Source organism: Bacillus sp. VA13 (genome assembly GCF_055710085.1).
Map to the genome: position 1 here is coordinate 55,853 of NZ_JBVQPP010000005.1, position 19,170 is coordinate 75,022.

General features: G+C 45.5%; 19 protein-coding genes and 1 riboswitch. Of the genes, 15 read left to right on the top strand and 4 right to left on the bottom strand.

What is annotated here, in order from left to right:
- Positions 1-139: 139 nt before the first annotated feature.
- Genes AC0C66_RS17870 through AC0C66_RS17880 form a run of 3 tightly spaced genes read left to right on the top strand, consistent with a single transcriptional unit; the run spans position 140 to position 3,228 of the window.
- Entirely contained in the window at positions 140-1,333 is a 1,194-nt protein-coding gene (locus AC0C66_RS17870; protein WP_072181912.1) for an efflux RND transporter periplasmic adaptor subunit, read from the top strand.
- On the top strand, positions 1,317-2,006 hold the full coding sequence (locus tag AC0C66_RS17875; RefSeq protein ID WP_014115132.1) for an ABC transporter ATP-binding protein: 690 nt from the start codon (positions 1,317-1,319) through the stop codon (positions 2,004-2,006). The genes AC0C66_RS17870 and AC0C66_RS17875 overlap by 17 nt, the downstream gene beginning before the upstream one ends.
- Positions 1,999-3,228, top strand: a complete 1,230-nt coding sequence (locus AC0C66_RS17880) for an ABC transporter permease (RefSeq protein WP_061187948.1) — start codon at positions 1,999-2,001, stop codon at positions 3,226-3,228. The genes AC0C66_RS17875 and AC0C66_RS17880 overlap by 8 nt, the downstream gene beginning before the upstream one ends.
- Before the next feature lie 33 nt (positions 3,229-3,261).
- Here AC0C66_RS17880 and AC0C66_RS17885 read toward each other — a convergent pair whose 3' ends face one another.
- The 3 genes from AC0C66_RS17885 to AC0C66_RS17895 form a co-directional block, all read right to left on the bottom strand.
- A complete protein-coding gene (locus tag AC0C66_RS17885) occupies positions 3,262-3,672 on the bottom strand; it encodes a regulatory YrvL family protein (RefSeq protein ID WP_014115130.1) in 411 nt (136 codons plus the stop codon).
- A gap of 60 nt (positions 3,673-3,732) precedes the next feature.
- A complete protein-coding gene (oxdC, locus tag AC0C66_RS17890; protein ID WP_014115129.1) occupies positions 3,733-4,890 on the bottom strand; it encodes an oxalate decarboxylase in 1,158 nt (385 codons plus the stop codon).
- Positions 4,891-5,010: 120 nt separating this feature from the next.
- Complete coding sequence (locus AC0C66_RS17895; RefSeq protein WP_003221632.1) at positions 5,011-5,166, bottom strand: YvrJ family protein; 156 nt, start codon at positions 5,164-5,166, stop codon at positions 5,011-5,013.
- A 203-nt stretch (positions 5,167-5,369) separates the two neighbouring features.
- On the opposite strand from AC0C66_RS17895, the gene sigO reads away from it, so the two are divergent.
- From sigO to AC0C66_RS17920, 5 genes are all read left to right on the top strand, one after another.
- The gene (gene sigO / locus AC0C66_RS17900) at positions 5,370-5,906 is read left to right on the top strand and encodes an RNA polymerase sigma factor SigO (RefSeq protein WP_072181930.1); all 537 of its coding nucleotides are present in this window, start codon (positions 5,370-5,372) and stop codon (positions 5,904-5,906) included.
- Positions 5,903-6,139, top strand: coding sequence for a sigma-O factor regulator RsoA (gene rsoA / locus AC0C66_RS17905; protein WP_003221636.1), 237 nt, complete (start codon positions 5,903-5,905; stop codon positions 6,137-6,139). Before sigO ends, rsoA begins: the two co-directional genes overlap by 4 nt.
- Positions 6,140-6,293: 154 nt before the next feature.
- On the top strand, positions 6,294-7,007 hold the full coding sequence (gene yvrH, locus AC0C66_RS17910; RefSeq protein WP_472973662.1) for a two-component system response regulator YvrH: 714 nt from the start codon (positions 6,294-6,296) through the stop codon (positions 7,005-7,007).
- Positions 7,004-8,746 carry a two-component system sensor histidine kinase YvrG gene (gene yvrG / locus AC0C66_RS17915; RefSeq protein ID WP_072181914.1) on the top strand — a complete coding sequence of 581 codons (1,743 nt, stop codon included), beginning with the start codon at positions 7,004-7,006 and terminating at the stop codon, positions 8,744-8,746. Before yvrH ends, yvrG begins: the two co-directional genes overlap by 4 nt.
- A 68-nt stretch (positions 8,747-8,814) precedes the next feature.
- Positions 8,815-9,693 carry an SMP-30/gluconolactonase/LRE family protein gene (locus AC0C66_RS17920; RefSeq protein WP_014115125.1) on the top strand — a complete coding sequence of 293 codons (879 nt, stop codon included), beginning with the start codon at positions 8,815-8,817 and terminating at the stop codon, positions 9,691-9,693.
- 37 nt (positions 9,694-9,730) lie between these two features.
- On the opposite strand, the gene AC0C66_RS17925 is transcribed toward AC0C66_RS17920, so the two are convergent.
- Positions 9,731-10,522 carry an SDR family NAD(P)-dependent oxidoreductase gene (locus tag AC0C66_RS17925; RefSeq protein WP_072181915.1) on the bottom strand — a complete coding sequence of 264 codons (792 nt, stop codon included), beginning with the start codon at positions 10,520-10,522 and terminating at the stop codon, positions 9,731-9,733.
- A gap of 154 nt (positions 10,523-10,676) precedes the next feature.
- Positions 10,677-10,816: riboswitch (cobalamin riboswitch) on the top strand.
- Between the two features lie 105 nt (positions 10,817-10,921).
- On the opposite strand from AC0C66_RS17925, the gene AC0C66_RS17930 reads away from it, so the two are divergent.
- The 7 genes from AC0C66_RS17930 (at position 10,922) to AC0C66_RS17960 (ending at position 19,090) form a co-directional block, all read left to right on the top strand.
- Positions 10,922-11,869: an ABC transporter substrate-binding protein gene (locus AC0C66_RS17930; RefSeq protein WP_072181916.1), complete on the top strand. Its 948-nt coding sequence runs from the start codon at positions 10,922-10,924 to the stop codon at positions 11,867-11,869.
- Positions 11,832-12,896 carry a FecCD family ABC transporter permease gene (locus AC0C66_RS17935; RefSeq protein WP_080376102.1) on the top strand — a complete coding sequence of 355 codons (1,065 nt, stop codon included), beginning with the start codon at positions 11,832-11,834 and terminating at the stop codon, positions 12,894-12,896. The genes AC0C66_RS17930 and AC0C66_RS17935 overlap by 38 nt, the downstream gene beginning before the upstream one ends.
- Positions 12,889-14,172 (top strand): ABC transporter ATP-binding protein, encoded by a 1,284-nt coding sequence (locus AC0C66_RS17940; RefSeq protein WP_072181917.1) that lies wholly within the window; start codon positions 12,889-12,891, stop codon positions 14,170-14,172. The genes AC0C66_RS17935 and AC0C66_RS17940 overlap by 8 nt, the downstream gene beginning before the upstream one ends.
- A 188-nt stretch (positions 14,173-14,360) precedes the next feature.
- Positions 14,361-15,263, top strand: a complete 903-nt coding sequence (dapA, locus tag AC0C66_RS17945; RefSeq protein ID WP_019715693.1) for a 4-hydroxy-tetrahydrodipicolinate synthase — start codon at positions 14,361-14,363, stop codon at positions 15,261-15,263.
- Positions 15,264-15,267: 4 nt separating this feature from the next.
- Positions 15,268-16,440 carry an iron-containing alcohol dehydrogenase gene (locus AC0C66_RS17950; protein ID WP_072181918.1) on the top strand — a complete coding sequence of 391 codons (1,173 nt, stop codon included), beginning with the start codon at positions 15,268-15,270 and terminating at the stop codon, positions 16,438-16,440.
- Positions 16,441-16,508: 68 nt separating this feature from the next.
- Positions 16,509-17,912 (top strand): sodium:solute symporter family protein, encoded by a 1,404-nt coding sequence (locus tag AC0C66_RS17955; protein ID WP_019715691.1) that lies wholly within the window; start codon positions 16,509-16,511, stop codon positions 17,910-17,912.
- On the top strand, positions 17,912-19,090 hold the full coding sequence (locus tag AC0C66_RS17960) for a sialidase family protein (protein WP_072181919.1): 1,179 nt from the start codon (positions 17,912-17,914) through the stop codon (positions 19,088-19,090). Before AC0C66_RS17955 ends, AC0C66_RS17960 begins: the two co-directional genes overlap by 1 nt.
- The last annotated feature ends 80 nt before the right edge of the window (positions 19,091-19,170 follow it).

Here is a 19,170-nt window from a genome sequence, read left to right on the forward strand (position 1 = left end):
TTTTCGGCCGTGAAAATACAATTTTTCTATTTGATCCCATCATTTCAATAAAAAGATTGCAAGTCTTTTTGAATTAATAGATAATATTGGTTAGAATGTTTCGAAAATATTACATAGTTTACAGAAAGAGGAGATCGTTGTGTCCAAGAAGAAAAAATGGCTTATTGGCGGTGCGATATGTGCCGGTGTGCTTGTATTAGCTGGGATCGGTGCCGGCGGTTTTTACTTTTTTACCCACATGAACCAAATTGCCGTATCATCGGAGCCCTATGCTGAATCGGTAGCGGTATACATGGGAGGAGAATCAGAATCAGGCCAAACGTTTTCTGGAAAGGTAGAACCTGAGAAACAGCAGAAAGTATACATAGATTCAGAAAAAGGCAACATTAAAAAAACATACGTCAAAGAAGGCGATCAGGTCAAAAAGGGCGATAAACTTTTTGAGTATGAGGGTGAGGATCATTCTGACGAAGTTGAGCAAGCCAATTTGCAAATTGAAATGACCAACCTGCAAATCGGCCGTTTACAAAAAACAATAACGGAAACGGAAAAGCAGCTGAAATCGGCCGGAAAGGAAGAGAAATCCCAGCTTCAAGATGAGCTTGATCAGGCCAATTTCGAATTAAAAACAAGCCAGCTTGAGCTGAAGCAGCATCAAAAAGAGCTGGCTGCCCTGACGAAAAACAAAGGTTCCAATGTCATTACAAGCAAGCATGATGGGATCGTTCAAAGCGTCAATCAGGATATCGCTGACGGAGCAACAGGTGACCAGGCAGCAGGTCCGTATATCCAGATTGTTTCGACGGGCAAATATCTAGTCAAAAGCCAAATCAATGAGCTGTTAATGGACACAATCAAAAAAGGCAGCAAAGTCAGAGTCACGCTGAAAACAGGCGGTGAAGGCGAGTGGAAAGGAAAGGTCACCTCGATCGGCAAGCTTCCAGCAGGAGCAGGCGAGGGTGAGGAATCAGAAAGTTTTGCTGAAGAAGAAATGAACCCTCAATCCTCTAACTATCCTTTCTCAATTTTATTAGATAGCCATAAAGGTCTCGAAGTCGGCTATCATGTCAACATCGAAGTGATGAGTGATGAGGCTGATGCGGATAAGATCAAGCTGCCGTCTGACATGGTCATTCAGGATGACGGCGAACCGTACGTGTGGAAAGCTGATGAGAAGCAGAAAGCGGTCAAACAGCCTGTTGAAATCGGGGAAACTGATGAAAATGATATGGTGGAAGTCAAGAGCGGCCTGACGCCGGAAGATTATGTAATCTATCCTGACCCCGCAGTCAAGGAAGGAAAGCAGGTTACAGTCAATGCTGACACTGAATAATATTTCGAAATCGTACAAGCTGGGAAAAGAAGAAGTTCCAATCTTGAAACATATCAATCTGACTGTCCAGGCTGGTGAGTTTCTGGCGATTATGGGGCCTTCCGGTTCTGGAAAGTCGACGTTAATGAATATCATAGGCTGTTTGGACAGGCCAACCTCCGGAACCTATACGCTTGACCAGATAGATATATTGAAAGGGAAAGACGGTGCCTTAGCCGAAATCCGCAACGAATCAATCGGGTTTGTGTTTCAAACCTTTCATCTGCTGCCGCGTCTCACCGCGTTGCAAAATGTCGAACTGCCCATGATCTATAATAAAGTGAAGAAAAAAGAAAGAAGGCAAAGAGCCTATGAAGCGCTGGAAAAGGTCGGTTTAAAAGACAGAGTCGCCTACAAGCCTCCGAAGCTGTCCGGCGGGCAAAAGCAGCGGGTGGCGATAGCGAGGGCCCTTGTCAATCAGCCGAGGTTTATTTTAGCTGATGAACCGACCGGGGCGCTTGATACCAAATCAAGCGAACAAATTTTGTCGCTGTTTTCTGAACTGCATCAGGAAGGCAAGACAATTATTATGATTACCCATGACCCGGACGTCGCCAGAAAAGCTGACAGAACGGTTTTTATCAGGGATGGAGAATTGGTATTAGATGAGAGAGGGGATATCAGCCATGCTTGAACATATTCGAATCTCCTTTCAATCCATTTTCTCTCATAAATTAAGATCCATACTGACAATGCTTGGGGTCATTATCGGCATAGCGGCAATCATTGCAATTGTTTCGATGCTAAAAGGCCAAAGCGAACAATTAAAGCAGAGCATGATCGGCATGGGAAATAACGCGATCAATGTTGTCTACCAGCCGTCGGGCGGAGAAGAGGAGGGCGGAGGCTACCAAGTTTCCTATACGTCCGCGCCGCCTGTAGCAGAGGAAACAGTAAAGGCGATCAAATCTGATCCTATGGTCAAAGGATTATCCTTATATTACTTGTCTGAAGGCGCGAGCGTTTTTCATTTAACAAACGTTTCGTACCCCCAAGTGTACGGAGTCGACGGTGATTACTTTGATATGTTCCCAATCCGTATAACCGAAGGGAGAAAGCTGACGGAAAACGAACTAAACAGCACACACCAAGTGGTGATGATCAATGAAGCTGCCAGAGATGAACTGTTTCCAGACGGAGACGCTCTGCATCAAAACATTGAGATGAATGGTGTGCCGTTTAGGGTTGCTGGTGTTTTTAAAGAAAAAGATCAGCAGGAAAGCATGTTTGAAGGCGACTACGCGAACCCGGTTTTGTACGTGCCGAAAAAAGTGTGGCCGCTCATTGAAGGCTTTGATGCGCCAACGCAGATTGCCGTGCAGGCTGATTCTTCTGAGCATATTCAAGAAGCCGGTGTAATGGCTGCGGATCTTTTAAATCAGGGACTGTCTGAAGCTGAGTTGGAAAAAGCAGAGTACAGTGTGATGGATCTTCAGGAGATCGCGCAGGAAGTGGAGTCCTTTAATCAGTCATTTGCATTGCTGCTTGGCGGAATCGCCAGTATTTCACTTTTGGTAGGCGGTATTGGCGTCATGAACATTATGCTCGTTTCCGTCACGGAGCGCACGAGGGAAATCGGGATTAAGAAAGCGCTCGGGGCTAAGCGGCGTGTGATTTTATTTCAGTTTTTAACTGAGGCTGTCGTGCTGACAAGCATTGGCGGAATACTCGGTGTGCTGGCGGGCTTCGGCATCGCTAAGCTGCTGACGGTCGTTTTTCCGATGCCTTTTATCGTCTCCGTTCCGGCTGTTGTCGGAGCACTCATCTTTTCAATGGCAGTCGGCATTATTTTCGGCTTGCTTCCGTCCATCAAGGCATCTAAGCTTCAGCCTGTAGACGCGCTTCGCTATGAATAAAAAGAACGCATCCATTTGGAATGCGTTCTTTTTTTAGCTGGGAATGGCCGAATTGCATTTATCTAAAATAAGAAAAACGGCTGCGACGATCATTTCTTCTGTGGTGGACAGCCAGATGTCGCTGATCATTTCGTCTGTTGTATGAGCAGTCATCCACAAAAACAGCAGCTGTACGATGCCAGCAAGGAGAATGAATAAGCGTTTGTCTGTCTTGAAAAAAGTAAAACTATGTACCATCAGGCGTTCAAATGGTTCTAAGAATAGCCCAAGGACAAGAAATAACACGGCAAAAAGCAGGACATGAGCTACTGAACGGTAGCTCGTTCCTGCTAAAGAAAACAATATAAACATGACGGCAAAATAGGTGAACACTACTGCTGTCGCGGCCAGCAAGTACTTTATAAAGAGCCGCAATAAGCGTTTGGAAGAAATTTGATATTTCACTGGTACATCTCCTTATAAAGGCTTGCAGAGAACGATTGCTCTCTGCAAGCTGGTCGTTTTTTATTTACTGCTTTTCTTTTTCACAACCGGATGCTTTTCTTTTGAAAGAATATCAGTAAAGTCTTTTCCTAAATCAAGATGCTGTTGAACTAATGTTTCAGGAAGCATTGCAAGCCATTGGTTTAAAGATACATCGGCATAATGATCGTCTTTAAAGATTTCTAAAAAGACAAGCGGTTCGTCCCCGATGTTTTCAACGTAATGACCCATTGCAAATGGAACATATCCGACATCACCGGCTTGGTAGTTAAATGTTCTGGCATGGCCGTCAGAAGCAAAAACGGTCATTCTTGCTTTGCCGGAGATGTAGTATTGCCATTCGTGAGTATTCGGATGCCAATGCAGCTCTCTCATGGCGCCGGGTTCCACTGTTACGAGCGCAGATGCAATCGTTTTAGACACTTTGAAGTTTGTTGAATCTGCAATGTATACTTTTCCTCCCTCTGATTCAATTGGCTTCTGTTCAAGAAGGCGGTAAGTAAACGGATAAGGCGCTTCGCCGTTCGGTCCTTCTACAATGTCATCTTTCAAACATCCTGGGACTGGTTCTTCAAAAATATATTTCTCTTCCCCTGGCAAATTAGCAATATCTTCTTGTGTTACGCCAAAGTTCGCAGCAATGACTTCTTTAGGCGTGTGGGCAAGCCAGTCTGTCAGCTGGAACGTGCTGTTTTCAGAGAATGAGCCATCGTCAAACACGAGCAGGAACTCGGCTCCTTCATCCAGCGCTTGAATGGAGTGCGGCAGGCCTGACGGGAAGTACCAAAGATCTCCTTCGCCAACATCATCAATAAAGCTGCGCCCTTTTTCATCCACAATTGTGACTCTTGCACTTCCGTAAATCATATAAGCCCACTCTGCTTCTTTATGCCAATGCAGCTCGCGAATGGCACCTGGCTTCAGCCGCATATTTACAGATGCAAGGTTTTCTGAAATTGGCAGCTCCCGTACTGTCACTTCACGGGCATATCCGCCTTTTTCTAAGCGGTTATGAGTATCAGAGAACGAAAACTTCATATTGCTTACGGTACCATTATCAGTCTCCGGCGGAACAAGCATGTCCGGATTTTGGCGGTCTCTTTCAATATTGCGCGGAATTTTTACTGTTGCTCCTTCGTCTCCTCTAATTGGCTGTGGAATGTCATTTTGTTTTTTCATGAAATGTTTCCTCCTTGAAATTTAAATGTGATAGCAGAAAGAGAAGGTGAAAGGCCTTTCGTTTTCCCTTCTGCCTTGTTAAGTGAAAAAAAACAGTGAAAAGTCAACTTCGATTGAAAATTAATTTTTTGCTTTCTGATCTTTCAACTCTGTCATCAGTTCGATAAGCTGATCAAACTTTTTTTCAAATCGGGTCAGCAGGTACATTGCAATTAACGCAGGAAACCCCAGATTGCCGATCTGTTTCACGACTTCCTCTATAAAAACCTGATCCATAGGAAAATACCTCCCTTCTTTTTTTGCAGTCATGTATGTAAGTGAAGGAAATCCAAGAAAACGTAAACTGCGGCTGGAGTATTTAAGACAAGCGCTAGTCTGAAAGTAGTAGTTTACTTTTTTTTGCTTTCCTTCATTTAATTTAGTAGGGAGGCGGTTTGATGGACTATCAAGGTCTTTTACGGTCAAAATGTAAGGAGATAATGAAGCATCCCATCGTGAAGCATTTTTTGAGCAATCCTCAGCATTACCGTTTGTTCAAAAACGTAATGGAAAGCCCGAACGAAAAAGATGCAAAATCATTGGACGAGCAATTTAAGCAATTTTATAAGGAAATCCGCATCGTCAAGTATATGAATTCAATGATTCGGATCTTTTCTATTGATTTTGATAAGCGGGTTCGCAAAAACCAAAAACGGTATCCGCTGACGGTCGATCATCCGGATGCAGGAGAACGACTTCCTTCCGAAACTGGAAGCGATGCGTTTGAAGCATTTTTAGATATGCAGGATGATTTGAGCCAGCATGTTCAGGATTATCAGCTCTACCAAGCGATCCAGAAGCTGACTGACAAACAAAAAAGCGTGCTGACGAAAGTCTATCTTCATGGTGCCACGATGCAAGAGATTGCCGATTCACTAGGAGAGTCCCGGCAAAACATCTCCAACATCCATAAAAAAGGGCTTGAGAATATCAGAAAACAGCTAGCGGCGCAAAAAAAGGGGGAAAGTAAGCTGTGAACGGCCAGTTTGAACAAAAGAACCAAAAAGACGATAAATTTGACATTGAACATCTGATTGAATGCTTTTCACCGATGATCAGAAAAAAACTCTGCAATACGTCCTATCAAGAAAGAGAAGATTTAGAGCAAGAGCTGAAGATCAAAATGTTTGAAAAGGCTGATATGCTTTTGTGCCAGGACGTTCCAGGGTTTTGGGAGTTTATTTTGTATATGGTAGACGAGAACTCATAACCATTTATCATCTGAAAATACGAAAAACGGGAACTGCCACGTTCCCGTTTTCTATTTGTTTCTGCCCGGCAAGACTCTTCCCATTCAAAAATGTACCAAAAATAAACGATATAATGATAAGATGAAAAAAACAGTGACAGAAAGGAACATAAAAGTGGAAAATGCGTCAATTTTAATCGTAGACGATGAGAAAGCGATTGTGGACATGATCAAACGCGTTCTCGAAAAAGAAGGTTATCGAAATTTACTGGATGCGGCAAGCGCAGAAGAAGCGATTCCGGTTGTGAAGGCCAATAAGGTTGATTTGATTGTGCTTGATGTCATGATGGGCGGAATGTCCGGTTTTGAAGCCTGCACGCTGATCAGAGAGTATTCAGACGCTCCGATTTTTTTCCTGACGGCAAGATCATCCGACGCGGATAAATTGTCCGGCTTTGCGGTTGGGGCTGATGACTATATCACAAAACCATTTAATCCACTGGAATTAGCGGCGCGGATCAGGGCGCACCTCAAGCGGACATATCAATCGAAAGAAACGAATTCAAATCAAACCTATACATATGATTATTTTACATTTTCTCCGCAAAATGCCGAGCTGATTGTAGGCGGGGAAACCGTCGCTTGTTCAGCCCAGCTTTTGCAGCTTTTGCAGTATTTTTGTGAACACCCCAATGTGGTGCTTTCCAAAGATCAAATTTATGAAAAAGTTTGGGGCTATCCTTCTTACGGCGACAACAACACCGTTATGGTTCATATTCGCAAGCTTCGGGAAAAAATTGAGCGCGATCCGAGCAATCCGGAGTATATCGTAACCGTTCGCGGTCTCGGCTACCGTTTTATCCCGAATCCTGAAGGCAAGCGGTCATGAGATTAAGATGGAAGTTTTTGTTTCACTTTTTTGGGCAGATGCTGATTGTGATCCTGCTACTTACGGTTATGCTTGTCGCTTCATTTTTCTATTTAGACGCTCGATTTAGCGATGCGGAATCGAATTCTGGGCTGACAAAGGCAACCACCGACACACTTGAGGCATATCTCGATGTAAACGAAAACGGGACATGGGAAGTCGATAATTTTCTGAAGAAATCTGTCGATAAACAGCATGGCTGGATGCAAATCATTGATTCCGATGGGAAAACCGATTATTCCTACAGCGTGCCGAAAGACGTGCCCGGCACCTATACCAAGAAAGAGCTCTTGTCTATTTATAAAACCAAAAAGCTTAATAACTATAAGCTGAATTATTGGGCCATCAATATTGAAGATAAGTCGTATCTTCTATTGTCCGGCTGGAAATCAAAGAGCGAACAGCTGTTGACTTCCGTTGAAAAGCGCGAACAAAAGATAGATTCTCTAGCACATTATCAGTCCAGCACCATCGACTATATTAAGCGGGAAAAAGGAGCCATTTACTTATTAGACAGCGATGGAAACATTCTCGACAGCATTAACAGCACAAAAAGTGAAAGAAAAACGATGAACCAGCTGGAGCTGCTCAAATACAGCTCTAAACCTTGGAACTATAAACGGGAAATTTCCGTTAAGATCCTCAATAAAGACAGATGGATGGTCGCTACGGTGCCAAACCCTGTCTATGTAACCGATCAGGAGTTTAATAAATCGTTTCTGAAGGTTGTGCTAAAGGCGATGTTCCTGATTATGGGTGTCCTGTTCCTGTATATCATTTGGATGACCGTTTGGTATATGTTCCGGTTCGGGCTGCCGATTTTTCACACGATTAAATGGCTGGTCAATCTATCAAAAGGGAAGCTTGAGGAACCGAAAAACCGGAAAGGCCTTCCTGTCAGCAAAAACAAAAAGGGGAAAATCAAACAGCCGTACCGCTTCTTCGGTGAGATATTTGAATCAATGGATCAGTTGACTGAAACGCTGAGACGGGATAAAAGAAACAGAGAAAAAATCCAGGCGACAAGAGAAGAATGGATTGCCGGTTTGTCGCATGACTTAAAAACACCGCTCAGCAGTATTTACGGTTACAGCATGATGCTTGAGTCGAAGCAGTATGATTGGTCGCCGGAAGAAGTGAAAGAAATGGGACAGGTTGTCAGAGAAAAATCCGAATACATGTCCAAGCTGATTGAAGACTTAAATTTAACGTATCGGCTGAAAAATGATGCTCTTCCAATTGAGAGAAAGCACACAAACCTGATCCCGTTTTTTAAAAATGTCATTGAGGATTTCAAGAAAAATCCGTTTTCTGAAGGGTATGATATCTCCTTTGTATCCAAAGAAGAGCATATTGAATTTGCGCTTGATGAAGCATGGTTCAGGCGCATATTAGAAAATCTGCTTGGGAATGCCGTCAAGCACAACGACAAAGAAACAGAAATTCAGGTCATTCTGGAACAAACAAAAAATCATATTTCGTTGAAGGTTAAGGACAATGGGAAAGGAATGGATGAAGAAACGATTACCCATTTATTTAACCGTTACTACAGAGGGACGAACACAAAAGATCCATCTGCCGGAACGGGCCTCGGGCTCGCCATTGCCAAGGAGCTTGTCCACCTGCATAACGGGACGATTCATGTAAACAGCAGAATGAACATTGGAACGGTCATTACCATCCTTTTCAAAAAACAATAAACATGTGGTTTGGACACCTTTTTGCCGGGAATAACAATATATAGACTGAAGCTAAAGAGGTGTAACACATGGACGCAGTATTGGAAGCAGACACTCGGGCAGTGATTGGTGAAGGCCCGTTATGGGATGAAGAAAACGGCCGCTTATATTGGGTCGATATCTTAGGGAGCGAGCTCCACATCTTCGATCCTGAAGAAAAAATCAACCGGTCGATCAAATTCAAGTCCTTTGTGACCGCGCTTGCGAAATATACAAAGGATGAGCTGATTATGACGATGAAGGACGGGTTCTACCTGTATCATGTTCAGGATGACAGCTTGGAAAAGATCAAACAGCCGAAGGATATGGATGAGAGCCTGCGTTTTAATGACGCGAAATGTGACCCGTACGGAAGACTTTGGGCGGGGACGACGAGCATGGAAGGCGAACAAAAACAGGCTTCGTTATACCGTTTGGATCCAGACGGCAGACTTATCAAAATGAAAGATCAAGTCTCCACCTCGAACGGTTTGGATTGGGATCGCGAGCGGAATTTGATGTATTACATCGACACGCCGACACAGGAAATTGTGCGCTACAGGTATGATCCTGAAAGCGGAGATGTCTCAAATCCAGAACCCGTCTATCGTTTTGATCAATCAGAAGGATTGCCGGACGGCATGACAATCGACCAAAATGGCATGCTGTGGGTGGCGCTGTTTGGCGGCAGCCGCGTGGTACACATTGACCCGTTTCAGAAAAAAGAAATCGATTCAATCAGCGTGCCGGCTAAATATGTCACGTGCTGCGCGTTCGGAGGCAGAGACTTAAAAACCCTTTACATCACAACGGCAACGGAACAAATGACAGAAACAGAAAGATACGAGCAGCCTCACGCGGGAGGATTGTTTTCAGCAAAATTGGAAACAGGCGGCTATCAGCCGGTTCCATTCGCTGGAGATGTATAAAAAAACGCATCCGAAACACGGATGCGTTTTTTGTATATTACAGAGAACGGATAATGCCGCCTTCCACACGCTGTGCCGTGCCGTTGATGGCGGATGCGGCGTCAGATGCGAGGAATACGATCGTGTTGGCGACTTCTTCTGCTGTCGCGTATCGCTGAATAAGAGAAGTCGGCTCATTAACTTTAAAATAGTCTTTGATGAATGTATCTGTATCCTGGCCGGCTGCTTTTGCGGCACCTTCCATATAGGATGCCACGCCCTCTGTCCAAGTAGGTCCCGGAAGCACTGAGTTGACTGTCACATTCGTGCCTTTCGTCATTTCAGCCATCCCTCTTGAAAGGCTGATCAGCGCCGTTTTTGTCATGGAGTATGGAATCATTGTTGGAAGCGGTTTGATGCCTGCTTCACTTGCGATATTTAAAATGCGGCCGCTGTTTTTGGCAAGCATTTTTGGAAGGAAGTGACGGCTTGTCCGAACCGCGCTCATCACGTTCACTTCAAAATATTGATTCCACTCCTCATCTGTCACATCTGCAAAGTCTTTTACCTCGAAGAAGCCAAGGTTGTTGACAAGGATATCGATATCACCGATTTCATTTACTTTTTCAATAAAAGCCGCTGCTTCATCTGTTTTTGACAAATCGGCTGCCACGCCGTGCACCGTTCCGTATCCAGAAAGCTCTTCAATCGTGCGATCGACAGTCTCCTGTTTGCGTCCGTTAACAATTACTGCCGCTCCCTCTTGCAGAAAGCTTTTTGCTGCGGCTTTCCCGATGCCGGAAGTCGAGCCGGTGATTAAGACGAGTTTGTCTTTTAGCTTTAAATCCATAAGAATCATTCCTTTTTATAGATGATGGTATTAAGTATACAAGAACAAAATTAGTGTTTACGAGGATTTTGCTTCCATACATATACCGGGGGAAAAGTCATTCAGGGCGCATATACAAGCCTGTCAGTCATATAGTATAATTACTCCGAAAAAAGGATACGAATGTCAAATAGGTGCCGGTCCGTGAACAACAGCCGGCTTAATAGGGAAACCGGTAAAAGCCGGTGCGGTCCCGCCACTGTAATTGGCCATAGCGTCAAGAGCCAGGATACCTGCCTATTTGATCAGCACGAAGTCTGCGAGGACAGATGATGTGTAAACAATAGGCTTTTTTGTGTTGTTTACAGCATCTTTACCATCGTAGAGATGCTTTTTTTAGTTCACTTAGGAGGAAAGGTTATGAAAAAACTAGCCGGAATATGGACTGCGCTTCTGCTGGCTGCCGTTATGATGGCAGGCTGCGGCAATACTGCGGATCAGAAGGATTCCAAGGCAAAACAAAAGACAGAAGTGTTCCCTGTCACCATTGATGATGCGTCAAATCAAGATGTGACCATCAAAAAGGAGCCGAAAAAGATTGTTTCATTAATGCCGAGCAACACAGAAATCACATACGCTCTCGGACTCGGTGACAAAGTGGTCGGTGTCACCACGAACGATACATATCCAAAGGAAGTCAAAAAGGTTGAGAAGGTCGGAGACATGAATGTAAACGTTGAGAAAGTCATTTCTCTAAAGCCGGATCTTGTTCTTGCCCATGAGTCTTCCATGTCAGCGTCAGCGGATGCCATCAAACAGCTGAAGGACGCGGGCATTACTGTACTGACTGTCAATGATGCACAATCATTTTCCGAGGTGTACAAATCAATCGAAATGATCGGAGAATCTGCCGGGGCAGAGAAAAAAGCCGATCAGCTCGTAAAAAGAATGAAAACAGACTTGGCTGCTATAAAAGAAAAGGCCACCGGCATATCTATTGCCGATCAAAAGAAAGTATTTGTCGAAGTGTCTCCGGCTCCGGACATTTATACGACCGGGAAAGGCACCTTTATGGATGAAATGCTTGAAGCGATCCATGCGGAAAATGCCGCTTCCGCTCAGAAAGGCTGGGCTAAGATGACCGAAGAAGCGATCGTAAAGCTGAACCCCGATGCGATTGTGACGACAAACGGTGAATCTGCTGTCAGCGAAATAAAAAAACGAAGCGGCTGGAGCGGTGTAAAAGCCATCAGACATCACGAAGTATACGACGTGGACCCTGACCTCGTGACCCGTCCGGGACCGCGATTGATTAAAGGGGTCGAAGAGCTTGCTGAACATATTTACCCTGATGTTTTTAAAAAATAAACGCTTTGTGGCATATGCCCTCAGCCTGATGTTTTTGTCGGTATCTGTTCTTTTGGGAATCTCTATCGGGTCTTTGGAGATTCCCATTCCTGCTATTATCAAGGTTTTTTTGGGAGAATCGTTTGGCATTCAAGGGCTAAATCTTGATCCGATAGAGGGGAACATCATCATGAAAATTAGGCTGCCGAGGGTGATATTGGCCGCTCTTGTCGGCGCGGGGTTGGCTGCTGCGGGAGCCGGTTTTCAGGGGCTCTTGAAAAACCCGCTCGCAGATCCGTATACGCTCGGCATATCGTCAGGCGCTGCTGTCGGTGCAGTGGTCACATTGTTTTTCGGGATTGAGTTGCCGGTGATCGGAAGTTTTACACTGCCGTTTTTAAGCGTTGGAGCGGCTGTTGTCGTGATTTTTTTGGTTTTGTTCTTTGCGCGGCTTGTTCACCCTTCATTGACCCTGTCTGCATTGATTTTAACAGGGATCATCTTCAGTTCGTTTTTGGGTGCGCTTACTTCTCTCATGATCGCATTGTCCGGCGATGATTTAAAACCGATCGTCCACTGGCTGCTCGGCAGCGTATCAATGAGGGGCTGGGGCTATGTTGCACTGTTTCTGCCCTTTTTTGCTGCGGGCGCTGCCGCGCTTTTGATCAGCGGCAGAGAACTAAATGTGATGACTTATGGCGAGGAAAAAGCGAGGCTGCTCGGTGTGAATGTGAAGCGGAGTAAATATGTCGTTCTGTTGGCGGGAGCTATTTTAACTGGCAGTGCGGTTGCGGTATCTGGAACCATTGGATTTGTTGGTCTCGTCATTCCGCATTTTATCCGGCTTCTGTCTATTACGGATCACCGGCATCTTCTGCCGCTCTCGATGCTGAATGGCGCTTCGTTCCTTGTGCTGTCAGATCTTTTGTCAAGAACCATCATTGAGCCGTCGGAGCTGCCGATCGGCATTATTACTGCACTGGTAGGAGCACCAGTTTTCGGGTTTATATTGATTCGGCGTTACCGGGGAGGGCGAGTTCATGATTGATGTCATCAGAGTGTCCGGCGGCTATGGAAGAAAGGATGTCTTACAGGACATCAGCTTTGCAGTAAAACCGGGTGAATTTTTAGGAATCCTTGGTCCGAACGGCAGCGGAAAAACCACCTTGTTGAAAATGCTGTCGGGAAGCATCACGCCTCGAAGCGGGGAAGTGCTGCTTGAATGCCGTTCAGTCGGGTCGTACAAAACGAAGGAGCTCGCCCGCAAAGTAGCGGCCCTTCCTCAGAAAACGGAGCAGGCCTTTTCCTTTACGGTGGAGGAAACGGTACAGTTTGGCCGCTACGCTTATCAATCAGGTCTTTTTCGGCAGCTCACAGGGGAAGACCACGATATCGTAAAAAGGGTGATGAAGCAGACAGACATCCTCCGCTTTGCCAAAAAATCCATTCATGAGCTGAGCGGCGGAGAGCAGCAGCGGGTATATGTGGCGCAGGCACTTGCCCAGGAACCCCGATATTTGTTGCTTGATGAACCGACAAGTTTTCTCGATTTGTCATTTCAAAAAAGTCTGCTAGATTTAATGAAACAAGAAACGGTCGCGTCAAAACTCGCAGTCATTGGGGTGTTTCATGATGTGAATATTGCGAGTTTATACTGTGATCGTTTGCTGTTATTAAAAGATGGAAAAGCAGAAGTGCTTGACCGCCCGGAAGCTGCCCTCTGCGCCGACCGTATTGAGCGGGTGTATCATACTGACATCACAGCGCTGGACCATCCAGAACGTGCAAATCCGCAATTTACGATCAAGGCGAAAACCATCCCGGAGAAAGCCGAGCCCCTCTTTCTAAAAGAACGAATTGAACAATACTTGCCGCGTGGCATCACATTTTCAGCAGACCGCCCGATGCGCGTTCTGTCCTCTGAAGAGGGCTTTGCTTGGAGACGAAAACTTGTTTTCGACAGCGGAAACAACTCTGGATGGCCGCATGACTTGTCAACCGTTGAACAAGAAGCGCTGTTTATCCAACATGATTGTAAATTGGCTGCCTGTCATATTGTGTCGGAAAGCAATGATCTCTGCATCATCGGAATGAAAGATGCGAAGGGGCGTTTCATCATGTGGGTGGTAGTCAGCGGCTGTTTGCACGATGGTCAATTTGTGAAGGTGATAAGCGCTACAGCAAAAGCTGCAGCTCAGCACCGTGTTTTCTGCAGTGATGTGCTCATCGCGGCCACTCACTCCGGCCGGTTACCGGATCAAACCATTTTATTGACACAAATACAAGATCAAACAGCGGCTTGTGTGAAAGCTTTAAAAAATTAATTCGACCTGTCTTTGGACAGGTTTTTTTATTGTTTTAAAACGCATCAGATGAGGGTGAGACGTCATTTTTTTATCCTAAATACGAAAAATATGTTGCTAAATGAATCAGTATAGATTTATAATTATTACATGAAAGCGTTTTATTATATATGATTGTTTAAAAATGCAACAGATGGGAGCGGAATCATTTGAAAGTAGAGGGGATTATTCCAGCCATACTGACACCGATTACAAAAGAACAGGACTTTCATCCAGGTGTAGCCGAAAAGCTGGTGAATCATTTAATTGATTCAGGTGTCCATGGCATTTTTGCTTTAGGGACAAATGGCGAATTTCATTTATTCTCGCAAGAGGAAAAGCTTCAAATTGCGGAAACTGTCGTGAAAGCGGTTAATAAACGTGTGCCTGTTTTTATCGGAGCAGGAGAAAACAGTACTGAGGCAACCATTTCCTTATCTAACCAAATGGCGGATATTGGAGCTGATGTTCTTTCGATCATTACGCCATACTTTGTCGCACCTTCGCAGGAGGAATTGTATCAGCATTTCCGCACGATATCTGAAAATGTCGCGCTTCCTGTCCTGCTCTATAACATTCCGTCGAGAACAGGTGTATCACTTGAGCCTGAAACCGTTGAAAGGCTGGCGGCATTGCCGAACATCATCGGCATTAAAGACAGCAGCGGCAGCTTCGACAATATTAAGGCGTATCTTGAGCGTACAAAAGACCAGTCCTTTTCCGTTCTGGCAGGAACCGATTCATTGATTTTAGACACATTGAAGGCGGGAGGAACAGGGGCTGTGGCTGCAACAGCAAATGTGCTTCCGCAGACCGTTGTTTCAATCTATGAATCTTATAAACAAGGAAACATTGAAGAGAGCGAGCAGTATCAAAAGCAGCTAGACCCGCTTCGTGCCACTTTTTCACTCGGTTCACTGCCAGCGCCGCTAAAAAAAGCAACGGAGCTTGCCGGAATCGACGTCGGACCGCCTAAACATCCAATTGCAGAGCTGTCAGGAGAGGGTTTGCAAAAAGTGAAAAAGATGCTGGAAGGCTACGGAATTGAAACAAAACTGGCAAAGGAGCAGTGAGGATATGAAGACGCTTTATCATTTTCAAACGGCCGCCCGAATTGAGGCTGGCGCACATTCACTCAATTTCCTTGGTGATCATTTGGATCAGACAAGCGGATGGAATCAGATCCGTTCGGTGTTTATTTTAACTCAGCCGTCGATCGTTTCTCTCGGTTATGCAGACCAAATCAAAGAGGTGCTGGCTGAAAAAGGCATCTCAAGTGAAATCAATACGGACATACAGCCGGAGCCGACGGAACAAAATATCGAAGAGGTTTTTCAGCTTTTTTCTGCAGGAAGCCATGACGCAATTCTAGGAATTGGAGGAGGCAGTGTGCTTGATGCGGCTAAAATCCTCTCTGTTCTGAAAACAAATAAAAAACCGATTTCCGAGTTGGTTGGCACGAATCTCGTTGAAAAGCCCGGTGTTCCGCTTGTGCTGATTCCGACAACATCTGGAACAGGGTCGGAGGTGACGCCGAATGCGATCGTGACATTCCCTGAGAAAGAATTAAAGATTGGTATGGTCAGTCCCTATCTGTTGCCATCACTTGTGATTTTAGATCCGGTTTTGACGACTGGTCTTCCAAAGGCGATCACGGCCGCAACCGGAATGGATGCATTTACACACGCGCTCGAATCCTATATTTCCAACAAAGCAAATCCATTCAGTGACATGTTTGCGCTTGAATCTATGAGACTGATTTCCTCCAGTATTCAGGAGGCTTATCACCATGGAGATAAACTAGAAGCGAGAGAAAAAATGCTTATTGGCGCCATGTATGGCGGAATGGCTTTGACAAGCGCAGGGACAGCGGCGGTTCATGCGATGGCTTACCCGCTTGGGGGGAAATACAAAATGTCTCACGGTGTGGCCAATTCCATGTTGCTTCCGCATGTAACGGCCTTTAATGCGGATCATGTGACTGACCGCCTTTCGGATGTCGCTGGTGTAATTGGAATCGAGCAAAAAGGTTCGAAGGCCAGCCAAGCAGAGCGGGTCATACAGAAAATTGAAGAGTGGACCGCCAATTTAAATATTCCGCAAAATTTAAAGGCATTCGGAGTATCAAAAGAGGATGTGCCGACGCTTGCTGAGGCGGCAGCCGACGTCAAACGGCTCATGGACAACAATCCAAAGCCGATGTCTGTTGCGGAAATTGAAGCTGTCTATTTGAAATTGCTTGAGGTGTAGGTCATTGGGATCTGTACTTGTTTTCACCATGAGCCTGTAGGAGGCTTGCAAACAAAGGGGGAGTTTGGGTGGATGTCTTAAGCGGTTCGGTCATAACATTTATTTTGGCAGTGATTGTGGTTTACATTCTTTTTACGACGTGGCTGACGATGCGCTTTCGCAGTAAATCCAGTGCGGAATTCAACAATGCCGCCAAAACACTGCCGGCCATTGTTGTCGGCATTCTGCTAATGAGTGAATTTATCGGCACCAAATCGACAATTGGGACCGCTGAATCAGCTTATACACATGGTTTGGCAGCTTCATGGTCGATTGTAACGGTCTCTATTGCGTTTTTTATTTTTTCCTACTTCTTAGTAGGGAAATTTTATAAAACAGGCCAATATACGATTTCCGGTATTATTAGTGACAAGTTTGGCCGATCGACCAAACTTGTCGTTTCTACTATTATGATTGTGGCTCTTTTACTAGTGAATCTAGGGAACTATTTAAGCGGATCGGCGGCGATTTCGTCTATTTTAGGTCTTCCGCTCATGACGTGTGCCATCATTACAGCGATTGTCAGCACCTTTTATTTTACATTCGGAGGAATGAAGGGCGTTGCCTGGGTGACGATTCTGCATTCTCTTGTTAAATATGTGGGGGTTCTAATTACATTAGGGGTTGCACTCTATTTGACAAAAGGCTGGGAGCCGATGACGCAGCAATTGCCCGAGCATTTCTTCACATGGGACGGCAGTATCGGATGGGGGACAATCGGTGCTTGGTTTATCGGCAATATGGGGGCGATTTTTGCAACGCAGTTTATTATTCAGGCCATTACCTCATCGAAAAGTGAGAAAGAGGCAAAGAGATCGACGCTGTATGCGGCACTGCTTTGTCTGCCGCTTGCGATTGCCATTGGAGTCATCGGCGTTGCCGCACGGTATTTGTACCCGGACATTGATGCCATCTATGCATTCCCGGTATTTATGCAACAAATGAATCCCGTGCTGAGCGCCATTGTGGCAACATCGCTTGTGGCGTCCATTTTCGTCGGCGTCTCGACTGTTGCGCTTGCGACAACAACTTTGATTATGGATGACTTTTATGTGCCTAAAGCAAAACCGACACCGGAACAGCGCATGAAAGTTACGAGATATGCATCCATTATCATCGGTTTTATTCCGTTGCTCGGTGTTGCATTGGCGCCAGAATTGTTAACGCTTTCTTTCTTTACGAGGGCGCTTCGTACATCAATTGCCGTTGTGGCGGCGATGGGTTTTTATTTGCCATACTTTAATTCAAACCGCGGGGCAACCATAGGCCTGGTGCTTTCCGGAATGGCGACAACGGTCTGGTATTTGTTAGACAATCCGTTTGGCATTGATAACATGTACATTGCCATCATTGTTCCGTTTGTTGTGCTCGTATTAGACCGTCTGATCAGCTCGCCTGCGAAAAAAGAGTCAAATGTAAAGGAGGAATTGTAATGAAACAAAGTGAAGTTTCCTTGCTGATAGATGGGCGCATTAGAAAAAATGAAACAGATGAGGCCAGAAAGGATGCTTTTTTGCCGACAGACTGTCCGCAAAACCATGCAGCCAACTTGCTGGAGCTGGACAATGGTGATCTATTGTGTGTCTGGTTTGGGGGTACGCAGGAAGGCATTGCGGATATATCGATTTACATGTCAAGGCTTGCAAAAGGGAGCAGTGAGTGGACACAGATAGAAAAGCTGTCGGATGATCCTTCCCGTTCCGAACAAAACCCTGTGCTTTTCCAAGAGCCGTCCGGCCGGCTCTGGCTCATGTATACGGCACAGGTGTCCGGTAATCAGGATACAGCTATTGTCAGATACCGGACATCGGATGACAGAGGCCATACATGGAGCGGCATTGACACATTGTTTGGCGAAGCCGGCACCTTTATCCGCCAGCCGCTCGTTGTCCTGGATAACGGCGATTGGCTGCTTCCCGTCTTTTACTGCATCACCTTGGCGGATGTGAAATGGACTGGAAACCGTGACATCAGCGCGGTGAAAATTTCATCTGATAAAGGCAAGACGTGGGAGGAAGTGAAGGTGCCGGGCAGCATGGGCTGTGTTCATATGAATATTGAAAAACTGCATGACGGGACATTGCTTGCGCTGTTTAGGAGCCGTTTTGCAGACTCGATTTATGCGAGCCGCTCTATTGACAACGGCCGCACCTGGTCAGAGCCTGAGCCGACGGAGCTGCCGAACAACAACTCTTCCATTCAATTTACAGCGCTTCAAGATGGGACGCTCGCTCTCGTATACAATCATATGAAAGCGAATGAAACGACCGAAAGAAGAGCATCTCTATACGATGAAATTGAGGATGAGGATGATACAAGAACAGGTGTAGACACAGAAGCGCGTCCAGCCTTCTGGGGAGCGCCGAGGGCGCCGATGACACTGGCGCTTTCACATGATGGCGGTGTCACATGGCCTGTCAAAAGAAATATTGAAGTCGGCGACGGGTATGCGATGACGAACAACTCAAAAGACAAGCTCAACCGCGAGTTTTCTTATCCATCGATCAAGCAGGGGAAAGACGGCGACCTGCATATTGCCTTTACGTATTACCGTCAGGCAATTAAATATGTACGCGTACCGCAAATGTGGGCCTCGGCCGATCAAGAATAAAGCCGTTTGAACGGGCGCACCGCACTGGACAGAATGAATTGTATCCCTATATCGCATCATTTATAATTTAAGTTCGAGGG

Excerpts from the sequence above, each read along its gene's own strand:
- AC0C66_RS17875 (WP_014115132.1), top strand. The coding sequence starts at position 1,317 with ATGCTGACACTGAATAATATTTCGAAATCGTACAAGCTGGGAAAAGAA.
- AC0C66_RS17880 (WP_061187948.1), top strand. The coding sequence starts at position 1,999 with ATGCTTGAACATATTCGAATCTCCTTTCAATCCATTTTCTCTCATAAA.
- oxdC (WP_014115129.1), bottom strand. The coding sequence starts at position 4,890 with ATGAAAAAACAAAATGACATTCCACAGCCAATTAGAGGAGACGAAGGA.
- AC0C66_RS17895 (WP_003221632.1), bottom strand. The coding sequence starts at position 5,166 with ATGGATCAGGTTTTTATAGAGGAAGTCGTGAAACAGATCGGCAATCTG.
- sigO (WP_072181930.1), top strand. The coding sequence starts at position 5,370 with ATGAAGCATCCCATCGTGAAGCATTTTTTGAGCAATCCTCAGCATTAC.
- yvrG (WP_072181914.1), top strand. The coding sequence starts at position 7,004 with ATGAGATTAAGATGGAAGTTTTTGTTTCACTTTTTTGGGCAGATGCTG.
- AC0C66_RS17920 (WP_014115125.1), top strand. The coding sequence starts at position 8,815 with ATGGACGCAGTATTGGAAGCAGACACTCGGGCAGTGATTGGTGAAGGC.
- AC0C66_RS17925 (WP_072181915.1), bottom strand. The coding sequence starts at position 10,522 with ATGGATTTAAAGCTAAAAGACAAACTCGTCTTAATCACCGGCTCGACT.
- AC0C66_RS17930 (WP_072181916.1), top strand. The coding sequence starts at position 10,922 with ATGAAAAAACTAGCCGGAATATGGACTGCGCTTCTGCTGGCTGCCGTT.
- AC0C66_RS17940 (WP_072181917.1), top strand. The coding sequence starts at position 12,889 with ATGATTGATGTCATCAGAGTGTCCGGCGGCTATGGAAGAAAGGATGTC.
- AC0C66_RS17950 (WP_072181918.1), top strand. The coding sequence starts at position 15,268 with ATGAAGACGCTTTATCATTTTCAAACGGCCGCCCGAATTGAGGCTGGC.
- AC0C66_RS17960 (WP_072181919.1), top strand. The coding sequence starts at position 17,912 with ATGAAACAAAGTGAAGTTTCCTTGCTGATAGATGGGCGCATTAGAAAA.